Raw genomic sequence first — 16,049 nt, 5'->3', positions numbered from 1 at the left:
TCGATGCACCGTCACTCAAGGTTTTTCAGCACGCGCTCGGGCAGGCAGCTCGGGCTGTTGCTGTGTCTTGCCGCCATGCTTGGTGGTTGTACCCTCCCGATCCGGCCGGTCTCCGAGTCGTCCGGTGTCGTCGTTGGCGAGGGGGCGGGTGTGCAGCTCGATGCAGCGCTCGGCGGCTTCCTCTCGCAGGCGCCGGTCGGCGCGGTGTATTCGGTAGCCGACAGCCCTTGGGGCAGTCAGGTCGAAGTGATCGTCGAGGACGCCTACCTCGCAGCCAGCGGGCGCGAATGCCGCAAGTTGAAGGTTCTGCGCGCTGGCGCCGGCGGCGAGAGCCGTGAGCTCGCCTGCCAGAACGCCCAGGGTTGGGATACCCGCCGTCTCGTCACCGAGGTCGTCACCGGAGCGCAACGCTGATGAGCACCATCAAACAACACGCCGCACGAGCCCTCGCCGCGCTGGTTTTTAGCAGCTTCGCTGCACCGACGATGGCGCAGAGCCTCACGCTGCCTTCCACCATTACTACGCAGCAACAGCAACCCGAAACTGCCATTGACGACACGCCGCGCGCCAACTGGAACAACGCCAATTACGCGCCACCGTCTCAGCCGAAGACCAAGCCCAAGGCTGAAGCGAAGGTCGATGGGTTGCCTCCCTTTGGCGGCAACCTTTTCGAAGGCGGCTTTCGTGCTGCGATGGCCCAGGGCCTCAACCCGAGCTACAAAGTCAAGCCGGGTGACCAGATCACCCTGCGGGTGTGGGGTGCGGTCGAGATCGATAGCGTGCTCACTGTTGACGCCCAAGGCAACGTCTTCATCCCCGGCATCGGCCCCATGGCGGTTCAGGGGCAGAACAGCCAGCAGATCGACGGCACGCTTCGCAGCGCCATCCGCGCTGTCTATCCGGAAGAGGTGCAGGTGTACACCAACCTCCAGGGCGTGCAGCCAGTCGGTATCTACGTCACCGGCTACGTCAAAAACCCTGGCCGCTACGCCGGTACGCCCAGCGACTCGCTGCTCTACTTCCTCGATCAGGCAGGTGGCATCGACAAGGATCTCGGCAGCTACCGTCAGGTCCGCGTCGTGCGCGACGGCCGCACGGTAGCCACCGTCGACCTCTACAACTTCCTGCTTCACGGCGAGATCGCACGCCCGCAGTTCCGCGACGGCGACACCATCGTCGTGCAGGAGCGCGGCCCGGCCATCGCGGTCACCGGCGACGTGCATCGCGAGTATCGCTACGAGCTCATCGGCGACCGTCTGACCGGTGCAAAGGTCAGCGAGCTCGCCCGACTCAATAGCGGCGTGTCGCATGTGCTCTTGCGCGGCACCCGCGCTCAAGGCCCTGTCGCGCAGTACTTCACGTTGGACGAGTTTGCCAGGCAGCAAGTGCAAAGCGGCGACGAGCTCACCTACAGCGCAGACCAGCGCGGCGAAACCATCGTGGTGCAGATCGAAGGCAGCTACTACGGCCCCTCGCGCTACGCGCTGCCGCGCGATGCCCGCCTGGGCGAGTTGCTCGACGCCATCGCCGTACCCAAAGGCATGACCGCCGTGGAGAGCATCTCGATCCGCCGCGAAAGCGTGGCCATCCAGCAGGCCACCGCACTGCAGGACAGCCTCAACCGGCTCGAAACTGCATATCTCGGCGCCCAGTCCTCCACCAACGACGAAGCCCAGATCCGTGTGCGCGAAGCCGAGCTCATCCAGAAGTTCGTCGAGCGCGCGCGCCAGCTGCAGCCCAGCGGTCGCCTCGTCGTGGCCCACGACGACCGTATCAGCGACATCCGCCTGCAGGACGGCGACCTCATCACCATCCCCGAGGTCAGCGACTCCATCCTCATCAGCGGCGAGGTCGTCGTGCCGCAGGCCGTGGTCTTCAAGCCCGGTCTGAGCGCGAAGGACTACATCGAAGGCGCTGGCGGCTTCACCCAGCGTGCGGACGAAGATCACATTCTGGTGGTCCGCCAGAATGGCGCTGTGGTCAGCGCCAAGGATGTCGCGCTACGCACGGGCGACGAGATCCTGGTCATGCCCGAGGTGCCGACCAAGAACCTGCCGCTCGCTACCGCCATCAGCCAGATCCTGTTCCAGATCGCAGTGGCCACCAAGGTCGCGCTCGACCTCTAAGCCAGGTTGGTGGAGAACCGCCTCATGAGCCAAGCATCCAATCCGCCCCTGTCGAACGGTGTGCGCACCTCCTGGCAGGTCACGCGCAGCGTGTGGTACGCCATGTTCATGCGCGAGGCCATCTCGCGCACCATGGCCGACCGCATGGGCTGGTTCTGGATGATTGCCGAGCCGATGGCGTTCACGCTGATCATGCTGCTGCCACGCTCGTTTGCAGGTGGTGATGCATTGGTAGCCAATGCCGAGTTCATCCCCTGGATGATTACCGGGATGATGGGCTACTTCCTCGTCCGCGACGGCATGCTTCGGAGCATGGGAGCGGTGGACGCCAATAGTGCGTTGTTTGCCTATCGCCAAGTACAGCCCGTGGACCCCGTCCTGGTTCGAAACGCTGTGGAAGGGGTTCTGCACACCTTCATCTTCTTGCTGTTCGTTCTCGGGGCGCTGTTCTTCAATATCGATCTGGTTCCCGATAACGCGATAGCAGCCATTGGCTGGTGGATTGTGCTTTGGTGCGTTGGAGTGGCCTTGGGCCTGATCGCCTCTGTGGCCGGTACGCTGGTGCCCGAGCTTGCCACCGTGTTCCGTATGAGCACGATGCCGCTGATGATCCTCTCAGGGGTCATTCTCCCGCTCAATCATCTGCCCCACACAGTGCTCGAGTACCTCATGTACAACCCGCTCGTTCATGGCGTCGAGTTGCTGCGAGCAGGGTTTTTCGATGGCTACAAGGTCGTACATGGAACCAGCGCGATTTACTTTGGGCTGTTTACGCTTGCAACGCTCGCCCTGGGGCTGGTGATGCATGTGCGCTTCAAAGAAAAGCTGAAGACGCGATGATCGAAATCCGGGGGCTTTACAAACGCTACCACCGCCAGCACAGCGTGTCGGACTGGGTGCTGAGGGACATCAATCTCAGCATCCCAAAGGGCATGAGCGTTGGGTTGCTAGGACGTAACGGAGCCGGCAAGTCCACCCTGCTACGGCTCATCGCCGGCATGGACACACCCGACCGCGGCGAGGTGCAGCGCAACTGTCGCATGTCGTGGCCAATCGGCTTGTCCGGGGGCTTCCAGAGCAACATGACCGGCCGGCAGAACGTCAAATTCGTTGCCCGCGTGCATGGCGGGCAATACGCGGTCGAGCAGATCGTCAAAAAGGTGCAGGACTTTGCCGAGCTGGGCAGCGCGTTCGACGAGCCGATCAAAACGTATTCGAGCGGTATGCGTGCGCGGCTCAATTTCGGGCTCTCGCTCGCCTTTGATTTCGATGTCTATCTCTCCGACGAAGCCACTTCGGTCGGCGACCGCGGCTTTCGAGCCAAGGCGACCCAGGCATTCAAGGAACGCGTCGGTCGCGCCAGCCTGATCATGGTCAGCCACTCCGAGGGCATCCTCAAGGACTTATGCCAGGCTGGCATCTACCTCAAGGGTGGGCAGGCTACCTGGTACCACGACATCAACGAGGCCATCGCGGCCTATCACACCGAAACGGATGCGGCACCTGGCCGCACTCCAGCAAGCTCCACCACGGACGAGGACGACTAAGCGCCGCGCCATGAAACACTTCATCAAATCACAACCGCATTGGGCGCTGGCGTTCGCCGCCATCATCCTGGTCAGCTTCTATTGGCTCGTCCTCGCGCAAGACCGCTATCTGTCCCGTGCCATCGTCGTGCTGGAAAGCCCACAGATTGCCGCGCCCGAGATCAGCTTTGCCTCCATGCTCACCGGCTCGAAGAACGACCGCGATCTGCTGCTGTTGCGCGAGCACCTCCTTTCGGTCGACATGCTGCGCCAAGTGCAGGACAAGCTCGACTTCCGGCGGCATTACAGCGAAAACGGCGACCTCTTTGCCAGCTTGTTCGATGCCGAAGCGCCCATCGAAGATCTGCACGAGTACTACCTGAGCCGCGTCGAAGTCGAGATGGACGAGTACGCCGGCGTGCTCAATATCGAGGTGGAGGCGTTCACTCCAGAATTCGCGCGCGACATGGTCGCCCTGCTGCTCGAAGCCGGTGAAGCGCACATGAACGAGATGGGGCGCCGTCTTGCCGAAGAGCAGGTGCGCTTTCTCGAGCAGCAACTCCTGCGACTCGAAGAGCGTCTGGATCAGGCACGCGCAGACATGCTGGCGTTCCAGAACCGTGAAGGCCTGGTCTCCCCGACCGGCACGGTCGAGAGCCTGAATCACGTCGTGGCTGGACTGGAAGGTGAGCTCGCGCGGCTTCAGGCCCAGCGTCAGGCACTCGCCAGCTTCCAGAGCAATCAATCACCCGAGATGCGCAAGGTCCAGGCCGAGATCACCGCGCTGCGCGACCAGATCACCCGCCAGCGCGACCGCCTTGCCCAGGCAACCGGCAAATCGCTCAACCTCGTGTCGTCCGAATACCAGACGCTCGAGCTCAAGGCCCAGTTCGCGCAGGAGACCTACTCCCGCGCACTCGCCGCCCTCGAGAACACCCGGCTAGAGGCCGCACGCAAGCTCAAGCAGGTCAGCGTCCTGCAGAGTCCGCTGCTTCCGGAGTATTCCACCCGGCCCGAGCGCCTCTACAACACCGCGGTGTTCGCCATCGTCACCCTGTTCCTTGCGCTCATCCTCAGCATGTTGATCCTCATCGTCCGCGACCATCGCGATTGAGTCGTTTGCTACGTTCGTCCAACCGTTTTCTGTATCTACTCCGCTCGTTACTCACACCATGAAAATCCTCTGCATAGCCGGCGCACAAACGCCTGATTTCGAACGCATCAGCGCAGTCCTGTTCGCTGGCGGACTCGAGAAAGCGCGCCCGGTGAACCGAGAGGTCACCATCGACATGGAGGCGTGGCACCGCCACGTCGCGCCTCAACTGGCGCAGCAGCGGGCACCCGGCAGGTTGTGGGAGCAAGTTGCAGGGGATCTGCTGCTTGCCAACCTGCAGCAGGCACAGTGGGGCTGGGCTGGAAGCCACACGATTGCAGCGCTCGACTTCTGGGCCGATTTCGAGCCCGGCATCCACTTCCTGCTGCTCACCTGCGATCCCCAGGACTATCTGGCGTATCGCCTGCTTGGCGAAGAGGGGGATTCCATCGAGGACGAGACCGCTTACCTCAAGCAATGGCAGATCGAGCACGAGAAGATGCTCGCTTTCTACCTTGCAAATCCCGAGCGCTGCCTGCTTGTCAACGTCACGCAGGCCGCCGCCAACCCGACCGCGCTGGCCGACCGATTGGCCGAGCGCTGGCATTTCACCTTCGATACCCGCAAGGCTTCGTTCCCCGCACTTCCCGGCAACCATGCAGTTACGGACGTGGCGCCGGTCGTCCTGGCCCGCTATGTCGCTGCGCAGGCCTGGCAGCAGCACGCCAGCCCGCTCACGCCGCTCACGCAAGAGCTGCAGGCAGCGCAGCACCCTTTGCCGGAGCCCGAAACCCAGGTTGATGAAGAAGGCAACGTTTTCTCGACCGCCAGGCCTTCATTGATTTCGGTGCTCAAGGACTACCAGCGCCGCTGCGCGCAGGACCTCACCGAGAGCGAGCGCCAAGCCCTTTCAGCGCTCGAGCAGCAGAACGCACAACTGTTGCAGCAACTGCGTGATGTGCAGGAGGCGCTCGAGCAAAGCACCCACGAGCAGCGCCAACTCAAGCAGGCCCTGGAGGCAGCCAAGCGCCTGCCACCGCCCGAATACGAGCAGACGAAGGCCGCACTTGCCGAGAGTAAGGAGGAAGGCGAGCTGCTGCTGCTTCAACTGCACCAGGTGCAGGAAGAGCTCGAGAACGTTTTCCTGAAACACCAGGAGGGCGAGAAGACCATTGCTCACCTGAAGCAACAACATTCGACGGCCATCACCGAGCGCGATGCCGCGCGGCAGCAGGCAACAGCACTCACGCAAGAGCGCGACAAAGCGGGTCAGCAGATTGCGGCCCTGACTCAGGAGCGGGACAAGGCAGTACAGCAGATCACCGTGCTTACCCAGGAGCGTGACAAGCTTCGCAAGCAAGCGGACGAACAAGAAGGCAAACTCAAAGTGCTTATGTCGGAGCACGAGCAGGCCAAAAAGCTGAGCGAAGAGCAGGCGCGTGCGCTAAAGGAGAGCCAGGAAGAGGGCGAGCTGCTACTGCTTCAACTGCACCAAGTGCAGGAAGAGCTCGAGCACTACTTCCTGCAGAACCAGAAGCTCAACCAAGAGCTCGACCAACAGAAGCGCCAGAACCGCCAGCTCAAGCACCGATGCCGGCAACTGGAGCATCGACCCGTTGCACCAAACGGCTTGCTCGCGCGAGTCCTGGGTGCCAAGGAAAAGACAGCGTCGCCGCATCTCGACTTCGAGGGCCTGCAACTTCGCCAGGAAAAAGTGAACCCGGATTACGAACACCTCTGGATCACGCTGCAGTCACCCAGTTTCGGCGACAAGCTGGTCGACGAATGGCACTTCCGCCTCTCGTGCGCAGGTGTCAAACCGGGCCAGTTCGGCCAACAACCCAAGCTCGAGCTCCCCGAGCAGCAAGCGCAACTTTTAGAGGCCTGGTTCGCCGAAAGCGAGAGCGAGAGCGGCCGCAAGCTCGAGCTTCGCTTCGCGTTGCCGAGCGCCATGGACGCTGCGGTCTGGAAGCAGATCCAGACCGCGGACCAGGCATTCGTCTCCCAGTTGATCGAGCAACTACCGAGCATGCTCGACACCCTGAAAGGGCAGGGCGCGCGCATCTCGCGTGACTGGGCCGATTGGCAGCGCCTGGCCGCCGACATGCGCCGCATCCACCAGCTGAAAGCTAAATGACGACGATGCGCTACCGCACCCTCATCCACATCGGCTGCGGCGCCCAACCCGACCTGGCCGCCTACCGTCTTCTGGCCGACCAGGTTTGGCTGGTCGAGGCCGACGCCGACGCGGTGGCCGCGCTCGAGCCGCTCGTGCAGGACGATGGCCAGCTTCAGGTGCGCCACGCCGTAGTCGATGTTAGCGCCCGCGTCGTGCCCTTCTACCGCTACAGCCTGCCGTGGGCCAACGGGCTGGTGGCGCTGGACGAGGCGACGCAGCGCCTCTACCCCAGCCTGCGCTGCCTGACTGATGACGAGGTGAAGACCGAGGCAGTGGATGCGCTCGTCAGCGCCTGCTTGGGACAAGCCGCCAACGCGTCTCTGGGATCAGCGGAGGAGAGTGGGGCAGGGGAGGCCCACCTGCTGATTCTGGACGTCGGCGGCCACAACGCCGCACTGCTGCCGGCGCTAGAGCACAGTGGGGCGCTCGCCCGCTTCTCCACGGTGGTCATCATTCCCGCCCACCGACGCGATACTCAAATAGATGTGCCGCCTAGCTTGTACGGGCCGGTCGATACCCCGGCAGGCCTCAACCTGCCCGACAACACCCAAGTCCTGGCGCGGCATCCGCTCCTCAAGGCACTAAAACATGCTCAGGCCCATCTCGGGGCGCTGACCGCCGAACACCAGCAGCTCACCGCCACCCGCGACACGCTCACCAAAGAGAAGTCCGCGCTGACGGCCGAGCGCGACGGCCTTGCCAAGGAAAAGCAGGCGCTCAGTGCCGAGAAGCAAACGCTTACCACCGAGCGCGACACGCTCACCCAAGCCAAAGCCGCGGCCGAGCAGCTCGCCGCCGAGCGCCAGGCGCAGCTCGAGACGCTCACCGCCCAGCACCAGCAGCTCACCGCCCAGCACCAGCAGCTCACCGCCACCCGCGACGCACTCACCGAGGAGAAGTCCGCGCTGACAGCCGAGCGAGACGGTCTCGCCAAGGAAAAGCAGGTGCTCAGTGCCGAGAAGCAGACGCTCACCACCGAGCGCGACACGCTCACCCAAGCCAAAGCCGCCGCCGAGCAGCTCGCCGCCGAGCGCCAGACGCAGCTCGAGGCGCTGACCGCCGAGCGCCAGCAGCTCACCGCGGCCCGCGACACGCTCACCAAGGAGAAGTCCGCACTGGCGGCCGAGCGCGACGCCCTGGCCAAGGAAAAGCAGGCGCTCAGTGCCGAGAAGCAGACGCTCACCACTGAGCGCGACACGCTCGCCCACGCCAAAGCCGCCGCCGACAAGCTCGCCGCCGAGCGCCAGACGCAACTCGAGGCGCTGGCCGCCGAACGCCAGCAACTCACCGCCACCCGCGACACGCTCACCAAGGAGAAGTCCGATCTGACGGCCGAGCGCGACGGCCTGGCCAAGGAAAAGCAGGCGCTCAGTGCCGAGAAGCAGACGATCACCGCCACCCGGGACGTGCTCACCAAGGAGAAGTCCGCACTCACGGCCGAGCGCGACAAGCTCAAGCAAACCATCGCCGAAGGACAGCAACGGCAAGTCCTGTTGGAGGAAGAGCTCGTCAAAGCCAACGCACAGATCGAACTGATCAAGGACCTGCTGCTGCGGGAACCCGGGCTGTAACGGAGGCGCACGATGAAAAAACGACGCCGTTCATCCCTTCGCAAACCATCCCAGCTTCCGAGAACGGTGCAGCATTCGCCCGCGTTGAAACGAGAAGCGCCAAGCCAAGCGCTCGACCCCATGGACGACGGCGTCGCAAAGCTCGTCCCCTACGACGAAACCCTCCTCGACCGCGCCCGCACGCAATGGCAATTCGGCGACTGGAACAGCCTCGCCACCATCGACCGCGACACCCTGCAGCACCACCCCGACCGTGCCAAGCTCGCTCTGCTGGCTGGCGCGGGGCGGCTTCAAACCGGATTCGCCGACGAGGCCCGACAGTTTCTGAACCTTGCAAAGGACTGGGGCATCAGTAAAAAGCTCCTCAGCCAGGTGCTCATCGCCGGGGTCCACAGCAGCCTCGGTCGCGCGGCAGCCCTCAGCACACGACCAGACCGCGCTCAGCTGCACTTTGAAAAGGCCATCCAGATCGGCACGCCGGGTGCGGACGTTCGCTTGTTGGCACCCGCGCTGGCGCGGAATCAACTTCAACAGAATGCATGTCCTCGCTCGGCGGCCATTTCTAACCGCAGCGACACCGCCGAAAAGGCCATGGATGCGCAAGCGGACCAGCTGCTGCAGCGCTGCCTCGCAAGCCGAGACCTCCATGCTGCAACCGATGCCGTGCTCGATGACATCACGCTGCAGCCGGGCCTCCACTGCTTACTGATGTTGAAACTGGCTGAGACCTTTGCCGCAAAGAAAGACAATCTCACCGCTATTCACTACCTGAGGCAGGGGCGGCACTACTTCGATGGCGCTTCCATCACGACCCAGGTGCAATTTCTCAAGCTACTTGTGCGAATCGGTCGAGCCGACACCGCGGCGGATATCACCATGAGTCGCGCACTGCAGGGGCAATCGGCGGTGCCCGTCGATGACGCAACCGCGAAAGCGATCCAGCAAAGCTACGAGCAGGTACGCGCATTGCAGGAGAAGAAGTCCGAGCACGGCCATGATCTGCTGCTCGACTGGCTCCAGCACAACCTCTCCAAATTCGCACCAACCGACACCAAGAGGGTGGTGATCGAAATCGGCACCACCCGTGAGGATGTCCCGGGCCAGGGCTCGACGGCAAAGATCGCTGACTTCTGTGCCACGCACGGCCTCGACTTCATCACGGTGGACATGGACCCACACAATTCGCACATGGCGCAGGTGATGTTCGCCCGCAACGACATGCCGTTTACAGCAGTCACGCAAAAAGGTGAGGACTTCCTGCGCGCCTACACCGGACGAATGGATTTCGTGTTCCTTGACGCCTACGACTTCGATCACGGCAAGCATAGCGAGCTGCGCCAAAGCCGCTACGAGCGCTTCCTGGGGAGTCGTATCGATGAGCAGGCGTGCCACCAGATGCACCTCGATTGCGCGGAATCCGTACTGAAGAAGCTGGCAACGGATGGCATCGTATGCATTGACGACACCTGGCGCGACGAGCACCACCGATGGACAGCAAAAGGCACGCTCGCCATGCCCTACTTGCTCGACAACGCTTACACCCTGATCGAAGCCCGCAACCGCGCAGCCTTGTTAAAACCACCGGCCGTGCGTGCTTGATGCGCGCAGCCCTGGCAGCCCTCATGCCCTCCCGCCTCCAATCCCTCCACAACCGCCACCACGGAGAAACCGTCGTTCTTGTGGCGAATGGCCCGTCGCTCAATCGCATGGACCTCAGTCCCTTGCGGCGGGAGAACGTGATCGGCATGAACAAGATCTTCCTCGGGTTCAAGCGCTTCCGCTTCTATCCGCGCTATTACGTCGCGGTCAACGCCAAGGTCATCGAGCAGTCGGCCGAGCAGATCAAGGCATTGAACTGCGTCAAGTTCATCAGCAAGCGGCGTGGCGATCTGGTTCCCGAGGACGGACTCACTTATCACCTCGACACCAAGAATCCGCCCGCGCGCTTCTGCCATGACATTTCGCAAGGCCTGCACGAAGGCTGGACGGTAACCTACGCAGCGCTTCAGATAGCCTATTTTCTCGGCTTCACAAGGGTCGTCATCATCGGCATGGATCACCGCTTCAAGTACAGCGGTGCCCCCAATGAAGCGCGCGTAGTCGTTGGCCCCGATCCGAATCACTTCAGCCCGGATTACTTTGGTCACGGACAATCCTGGGACAACCCGGATCTTGTTCGGTCCGAGGAGTCCTATCGCGTCGCACGCACCGAGTTCGAGAAGGACGGCCGCAGAATCATCGATGCCACCCTCGACGGTGCCTGCACCATCTTCGAAAAAGCGGACTTCACCACCTTGTTCAAAACCCACGAAGCGTTATGAGAATTCCCGTAAGGATGCTCGGCCAGTCCGGCTGTCGTCTCGAGCTGGCAGGCCAGGTCCTCTACATCGACCCCTATCTGTCGCACTCTGTTGAAGCCCTCGACGCCCCCGATCTGGTGCGCAAGGTGCCGCTCAGCCTCAAACCGGAGCAGGTCACCGATGCCGACTGGGTGCTGCTCACCCACGAGCACATCGACCACTGCGACCCCCACACCCTCCCCAAGCTGGCCCAGGCCTCGCCGAATGCGCGCTTCGTGGGTCCGCAGCCCGTGCTCGACGCCTTGACCGGCTGGGGCATTGCGCCGGATCGGCTTGTAAAGGCGCCCCAGGGGTGGCAAGCGCTGGCCGAGGGGCTGGAGGTGATGTCTGTCCCCGCGGCACACCCCGAGCTGGATCGCTGTGAGGACGGCTCCTTCCGCTTCGTCGGCTACTTGCTCAAGACCCCGCGCGCCACGCTCTACATGGCGGGCGACACCCGCCTGTGCGACGAACTCATCGATGCCCTCAAGGCGGCTGGCCCCATCCACACTGCCTTCCTGCCGGTCAACGAGATCAACTACTTCCGCAACCGGCGCGGCATCATCGGCAACATGTCGGTCCGCGAAGCCTTCGGGCTGGCGCAAGAACTGGGTTTCGAGCAGGTCGTCGCGGTTCACTGGGACATGTTCGCCATCAACGAGGTGTACCCGGAAGAAATCCGCCTCGTGCATCAAAAGATGGGCTGCCGCTTCAACCTGCTGCTCAACCCTGCCTTCATCAACCTCGGGCACGCCAAGGCCAGCGTCGTCATCCGTACCCTGAACGAGGCCAAGTTCCTCGGCGAACTGCTCGAAGGTATCGGGAAACAGGAGATCAACGGCCTCGATTGCGAGGTCGTGCTGGTCGATTCCGGTTCCACGGATGGCACGCTCGAGATCGCCGAGCGCTACGGTTGCCGCATCCTGCACATCACCCGAGAGGAGTTCTCCTTCGGGCGCTCGCTCAACATGGGTTGCGAAGCCGCAGATGGCGATTTGCTGGTCATCACCAGTGGCCACTGCGTGCCCACCGACCCGCACTGGCTGCAGCGGCTGTGCCAGCCCATCATCGACGGGCACGCCCAATACAGCTATGGTCGGCAACTCGCCGGACCCGAGAGCCATTACAGCGAATCGCGAGTCTTCGAGAAGTATTTCCCGGGCCAATCCCGCATCCCGCAGGAGGGCTTCTACTGCAACAACGCCAACGCCGCGCTGCTCAAGCAGACCTGGGCCCGCTACCGCTTCGATGAAGAGCTCACCGGCCTCGAAGATATGGCCCTTGCCCAAAAGCTGGTGCAGGACGGTGGCAAGGTGGCCTACGTAGCGGATGCCGCGGTCTACCACCACCACGCCGAGACCTGGAAGCAGGTCAAGCGCCGATTCGAGCGCGAAGCCATCGCCTTGCAGCAGATCATGCCGCAGCTCCATGTTGGCCCGTTCGACACCGCCCGCTACATCACCCGCAGCATCTGGCGTGATGCCTGCGCCGCCGCCCACGATGGCGTGCTGGCCAGCAAGGCGGTCGAGATCGCCCGCTACCGCTTCTACCAATACACGGGCAGCTACTGGGGCAATCACCAGCACCGTAAGCTGTCCCACGCCGAAAAAGACAAGTACTTCTACCCTGCCTGAACAAGGACCCATTCATGCTTAACGGACAAAAGATCGTTGCCCTGCTGCCGATGAAGGCCAACAGTGTGCGCGTCAAGGGCAAAAACTTTCGCGACTTCTGCGGCAAGCCCCTGTTCCGCTGGATCCTCGATACCCTGCTTCAAGTCGAGGAGATCGACCAGATCATCATCAACACCGACGCCCGCCACATCCTCGCCGAGAACGGCCTGGTCGACACCGACCGCATCACCATCCGCGACCGCAAGCCCGAGATCTGCGGCGACCACGTGTCGATGAACCTGGTCCTGGCCGACGACGTGGCCAACGTGCCCGCCGATCTGTACTTGATGACGCATACCACCAACCCGCTGATGAGCGCCGACACCATCCGCAAGGCCATCGCCGCCTTCATTGATGCCAAAGCCGCCGGCACCGCCGACTCGCTGTTCACCGTTGACAAAGTGCAGACCCGCTTCTACCGCGCCGATTGCAGCCCGTTGAACCACGACCCGGACAACCTCATCCCCACGCAAAACCTCGAGCCCTGGTTCGAAGAGAACTCCAACCTCTACCTCTTCACCGCCGACAGCTTCGCCAAGACCAAGGCCCGCATCGGCAAGCAGCCCATGATGTACGAGGGCCCGTACTTCGAATCCATCGACATCGACACCCCTGCAGACTGGGACTTCGCCGTCGTCGCCGCCCGCTTCATGCAAGAACAACAGAAGGCCGCCCAATGAAGATCCTCGTCACTTGCCCCCCCATGCTGCGCATGATCGACAGCTTCCGCCCCCTGTTTGCGGAGCACGGCGCAGAGATCACCACCCCCGACGTCGTGCAGACGCTCAGCGTCGAGCAACTCAAAGAGCTCGTTCCCCAGCACGACGGCTGGATCATCGGCGACGACCCCGCGACGCGCGAAGTTTTCGAAGCCGGTAAAGCCGGCAAACTGCGCGCCGCCGTCAAATGGGGCATCGGTGTGGACAACGTCGACTTTGCCGCCTGCAAGGACCTCGACATCCCCATCACCAACACCCCCAACATGTTCGGAGGCGAAGTAGCGGACATCGCCGTCGGCTACGTCATCGCTCTTGCGCGCCAGACCTTCGAGATTGACCGTGGCGTGCGTGCCGGCGACTGGCCCAAGCCGCGCGGCATGTCGCTGGCCGGCAAAACCGTCGCATTGGTGGGCTATGGCGACATCGGCAGCAACGTCGCCCGCCGCCTGCTGGCAGCAGACATGAACATCATCGCCTACGACCCCTTCGCCCCCGATCAGCCCAGCATGCCGCAAGTGCAGCGTGCCGCCTGGCCCCAGCGCATCGGCGAAGCCGACTTCATCGTCATCAACTGCGCGCTCACGCCCAGCAGCCACCACATGCTCAACGCCGCAGTCCTGGCCAAGTGCAAGCCGGGCGTGCGCGTGGTCAACGTGGGCCGCGGCCCGGTCATCGACGAACCGGCACTCGAAGCCGCGTTGCAGAGTGGTCAGGTCTTCTCCGCCGCGCTGGATGTGTTTGAAGTCGAACCGCCTCCGATGAACAGCCCCATCCGCTCGCACCCGCGCTGCGTGCTGGGCTCGCATAACGCCAGCAACACGGCCGATGCGGTAGCGCGGACGAGTGAGATTGCCATTGGCAAGCTGATGGGCTATCTGCAAGCGCAGAAAAACTAAAGCTCATTACATTCCTCAGTCTTACGGCGCTGTCGCACAACCTTACCCATGGACACCTACCGCGGCTCTCCCAAGCACAAGAACCGCCCAGGCACCGGGCGCAAAGGCACGCTGTGTCCCGAGTGGACGCATGCGGCAGGTGACCTGGAATTCAGTGGTGACCCATTTGCTCACCCCTGGAAGGAGACCTGCGCCCACGCGCTGTTTGCCAAAGCTACCCCCACGGCCGACGACCGACGGTACGCGACGGCACGTGGCATTGCTTTCGAAGCGAAGCCGACCGGTGACGGTTCCTGGCACGGTTATCCAGTGCCTTGGGAAAGTGTGCCACCTGCGGTGGTTAATCAATGGCTAAGCGAGGGTAAGGTCACGCGCCGCGAGCTGCGCCTGAACCGGCGCCATGAGGCGTCAAACATTCACTGGGCCTTGGGAGCAGACGAGCCATGACAAACAGCCTCATCCCTTTTGGCGATCCGGCCCAGTTCGAGATTGCCGCCCGGTGGTCCTCAGACCCAGAAGTACGCGAGCGGTTGCCGCTGACCGAAGGCTGGTCAACGGGCGAGCTTCGCATCACGGTCTGCGGGCAGGTGCTGACCGCGCACCGGCTGCACGGCGAAGCGCACGATAGCCTGTCCTGGTATTTGTCACCGGTCGTGGATTGGCTGATCGGCAACTGGACATGGCTGCTGCATGAAGAGCGTTATGCTTGGCACGACAAATACGGGCAGCCCGCTGCGGTCGCCACACTTTCTGCCCTGGATCGTGCCCTCAGTGCTGCGGACCAAGGCGAAGGCAGCTATCCGGCGGTGCATGCCTGGTGGGCGCGGCATGCCTTGCGCGCAGCCGATGCCAGCGCGGTCTATCCAGATATCTACATCCGGCGTTTGGCGGACGACATCGAGATTTCATGGCTATCGCGCCAACCCGAGTTTGCGCCCAACGGATTTTCGCTGATGCTCGCGCCGGGCTGCGTGTTGCTGCCGGTCCACGCCGTGGCTCAGCCACTGTGGCAGTTCCTGGAGTGGGCCACACAAACCGCGCCTGCGGCCACGGAGGCCGACCGCCAGTACACTACCAAGCTTGCAACACGCTTCAGCACCTTGTGCGCAACCCCGCTGAGTCAACTCGAACAAGCCTATGTGGGCGAGTACGTGGAAAGCATGTTGGTAGAAGCGCGCACCCAGACTCACAACGCCAGCCACAGCGTTCTTTCTGAAGGCATACCAGCCATCGAATCGCTGGATTCTGCCGTGCTGATGTTTGGTGGGCTCAATGTCGACCTGGGCAAAGCCGATTTTGACCGCTTGTTGGGTTTTCTCAGCCAGCAAGGAGGTGGTGCCGATGCGCGCGTGCTGGCCGAGATGGTCCAGACCCCCGAGAGCGACGCATGGCTGCCGCCTTATGAGGAAGGCTACCGCCTTGCCGAAGAATGCCGCGAGGCGCTTGGAATTGCACCCGACCAGCTTCGGGTGGACATGGTGGCTGTGCTGGCCAAGCTGCAAATTCCAGTGCGCGAAGAAGCCCTCGACACCGCCACGATCCGCGGTGTGGCCGTCGCAGGCCAAGCCTACGCTCCAGCCATCCTGGTCAATACCCGCAGCGTGTTCAACAGCAACGACGTGGGGCGACGGTTCACGCTGGCCCATGAGCTGTGCCACATTCTTTACGATCGCACGCGGGCGCGGAAGCTGTCGCATTTGAGCGGACCATGGGCATCGGCGCGCACCGAAAAGCGTGCCAACGCCTTCGCCGCCATGTTCCTGGCACCGCCCTCAGCCATCAGGCGACGGCTGTCCGCAGTGACGCCCGATGCGGTTCGCAGTCTGGCAAGAGATGTAGGCATGGGCACGACGGCGCTGGTCGAGCATCTGTACAACGTCGATCTGATCAGCGACGCCGAGCGTGAAGCGCTGCGGCAAGGTTAACC

The 16,049-nt window shown here is 62.8% G+C and carries 14 protein-coding genes; all 14 read left to right on the top strand.

Annotated elements, in window-relative coordinates:
* The first annotated feature begins 3 nt into the window (after window positions 1-3).
* Genes ACUH78_RS13400 through ACUH78_RS13335 form a run of 14 tightly spaced genes read left to right on the top strand, consistent with a single transcriptional unit; the run spans window position 4 to window position 16,047 of the window.
* Window positions 4-414: an RT0821/Lpp0805 family surface protein gene (locus tag ACUH78_RS13400; RefSeq protein WP_445333666.1), complete on the top strand. Its 411-nt coding sequence runs from the start codon at window positions 4-6 to the stop codon at window positions 412-414.
* Entirely contained in the window at window positions 414-2,126 is a 1,713-nt protein-coding gene (locus tag ACUH78_RS13395; RefSeq protein WP_445333667.1) for a polysaccharide biosynthesis/export family protein, read from the top strand. The genes ACUH78_RS13400 and ACUH78_RS13395 overlap by 1 nt, the downstream gene beginning before the upstream one ends.
* A 24-nt stretch (window positions 2,127-2,150) precedes the next feature.
* Window positions 2,151-2,966, top strand: coding sequence for an ABC transporter permease (locus tag ACUH78_RS13390; protein WP_445333668.1), 816 nt, complete (start codon window positions 2,151-2,153; stop codon window positions 2,964-2,966).
* The gene (locus ACUH78_RS13385; protein WP_445333669.1) at window positions 2,963-3,673 is read left to right on the top strand and encodes an ABC transporter ATP-binding protein; all 711 of its coding nucleotides are present in this window, start codon (window positions 2,963-2,965) and stop codon (window positions 3,671-3,673) included. The genes ACUH78_RS13390 and ACUH78_RS13385 overlap by 4 nt, the downstream gene beginning before the upstream one ends.
* A gap of 10 nt (window positions 3,674-3,683) precedes the next feature.
* Window positions 3,684-4,766 (top strand): KpsE/RkpR family capsule polysaccharide export protein, encoded by a 1,083-nt coding sequence (locus ACUH78_RS13380; RefSeq protein WP_445333670.1) that lies wholly within the window; start codon window positions 3,684-3,686, stop codon window positions 4,764-4,766.
* A 58-nt stretch (window positions 4,767-4,824) separates the two neighbouring features.
* Entirely contained in the window at window positions 4,825-6,882 is a 2,058-nt protein-coding gene (locus ACUH78_RS13375; protein WP_445333671.1) for a coiled-coil domain-containing protein, read from the top strand.
* Window positions 6,879-8,495 carry a coiled-coil domain-containing protein gene (locus ACUH78_RS13370; RefSeq protein WP_445333672.1) on the top strand — a complete coding sequence of 539 codons (1,617 nt, stop codon included), beginning with the start codon at window positions 6,879-6,881 and terminating at the stop codon, window positions 8,493-8,495. Before ACUH78_RS13375 ends, ACUH78_RS13370 begins: the two co-directional genes overlap by 4 nt.
* 12 nt (window positions 8,496-8,507) lie before the next feature.
* On the top strand, window positions 8,508-10,094 hold the full coding sequence (locus ACUH78_RS13365; RefSeq protein ID WP_445333673.1) for an O-methyltransferase: 1,587 nt from the start codon (window positions 8,508-8,510) through the stop codon (window positions 10,092-10,094).
* 23 nt (window positions 10,095-10,117) lie between these two features.
* On the top strand, window positions 10,118-10,816 hold the full coding sequence (locus ACUH78_RS13360) for a hypothetical protein (RefSeq protein WP_445333674.1): 699 nt from the start codon (window positions 10,118-10,120) through the stop codon (window positions 10,814-10,816).
* Window positions 10,813-12,468 carry an MBL fold metallo-hydrolase gene (locus ACUH78_RS13355; RefSeq protein WP_445333675.1) on the top strand — a complete coding sequence of 552 codons (1,656 nt, stop codon included), beginning with the start codon at window positions 10,813-10,815 and terminating at the stop codon, window positions 12,466-12,468. Before ACUH78_RS13360 ends, ACUH78_RS13355 begins: the two co-directional genes overlap by 4 nt.
* Before the next feature lie 14 nt (window positions 12,469-12,482).
* Window positions 12,483-13,187 carry an acylneuraminate cytidylyltransferase family protein gene (locus ACUH78_RS13350; RefSeq protein WP_445333676.1) on the top strand — a complete coding sequence of 235 codons (705 nt, stop codon included), beginning with the start codon at window positions 12,483-12,485 and terminating at the stop codon, window positions 13,185-13,187.
* A complete protein-coding gene (locus ACUH78_RS13345; protein ID WP_445333677.1) occupies window positions 13,184-14,122 on the top strand; it encodes a phosphoglycerate dehydrogenase in 939 nt (312 codons plus the stop codon). The genes ACUH78_RS13350 and ACUH78_RS13345 overlap by 4 nt, the downstream gene beginning before the upstream one ends.
* A 48-nt stretch (window positions 14,123-14,170) precedes the next feature.
* Window positions 14,171-14,569: a hypothetical protein gene (locus ACUH78_RS13340; RefSeq protein WP_445333678.1), complete on the top strand. Its 399-nt coding sequence runs from the start codon at window positions 14,171-14,173 to the stop codon at window positions 14,567-14,569.
* Window positions 14,566-16,047: an ImmA/IrrE family metallo-endopeptidase gene (locus ACUH78_RS13335; protein ID WP_445333679.1), complete on the top strand. Its 1,482-nt coding sequence runs from the start codon at window positions 14,566-14,568 to the stop codon at window positions 16,045-16,047. Before ACUH78_RS13340 ends, ACUH78_RS13335 begins: the two co-directional genes overlap by 4 nt.
* Window positions 16,048-16,049: the final 2 nt, after the last annotated feature.

This window comes from Thauera sp. ZXT1-4 (genome assembly GCF_052598215.2).
Note: the sequence above shows the minus strand (reverse complement) of the source record. Positions and strands in the feature narration are given on the sequence as shown.

Coding starts and splice junctions, on each gene's coding strand:
- ACUH78_RS13400 (WP_445333666.1), top strand. CDS start 4: ATGCACCGTCACTCAAGGTTTTTCAGCACGCGCTCGGGCAGGCAGCTC.
- ACUH78_RS13395 (WP_445333667.1), top strand. CDS start 414: ATGAGCACCATCAAACAACACGCCGCACGAGCCCTCGCCGCGCTGGTT.
- ACUH78_RS13390 (WP_445333668.1), top strand. CDS start 2,151: ATGAGCCAAGCATCCAATCCGCCCCTGTCGAACGGTGTGCGCACCTCC.
- ACUH78_RS13385 (WP_445333669.1), top strand. CDS start 2,963: ATGATCGAAATCCGGGGGCTTTACAAACGCTACCACCGCCAGCACAGC.
- ACUH78_RS13380 (WP_445333670.1), top strand. CDS start 3,684: ATGAAACACTTCATCAAATCACAACCGCATTGGGCGCTGGCGTTCGCC.
- ACUH78_RS13375 (WP_445333671.1), top strand. CDS start 4,825: ATGAAAATCCTCTGCATAGCCGGCGCACAAACGCCTGATTTCGAACGC.
- ACUH78_RS13370 (WP_445333672.1), top strand. CDS start 6,879: ATGACGACGATGCGCTACCGCACCCTCATCCACATCGGCTGCGGCGCC.
- ACUH78_RS13365 (WP_445333673.1), top strand. CDS start 8,508: ATGAAAAAACGACGCCGTTCATCCCTTCGCAAACCATCCCAGCTTCCG.
- ACUH78_RS13360 (WP_445333674.1), top strand. CDS start 10,118: ATGCCCTCCCGCCTCCAATCCCTCCACAACCGCCACCACGGAGAAACC.
- ACUH78_RS13355 (WP_445333675.1), top strand. CDS start 10,813: ATGAGAATTCCCGTAAGGATGCTCGGCCAGTCCGGCTGTCGTCTCGAG.
- ACUH78_RS13350 (WP_445333676.1), top strand. CDS start 12,483: ATGCTTAACGGACAAAAGATCGTTGCCCTGCTGCCGATGAAGGCCAAC.
- ACUH78_RS13345 (WP_445333677.1), top strand. CDS start 13,184: ATGAAGATCCTCGTCACTTGCCCCCCCATGCTGCGCATGATCGACAGC.
- ACUH78_RS13340 (WP_445333678.1), top strand. CDS start 14,171: ATGGACACCTACCGCGGCTCTCCCAAGCACAAGAACCGCCCAGGCACC.
- ACUH78_RS13335 (WP_445333679.1), top strand. CDS start 14,566: ATGACAAACAGCCTCATCCCTTTTGGCGATCCGGCCCAGTTCGAGATT.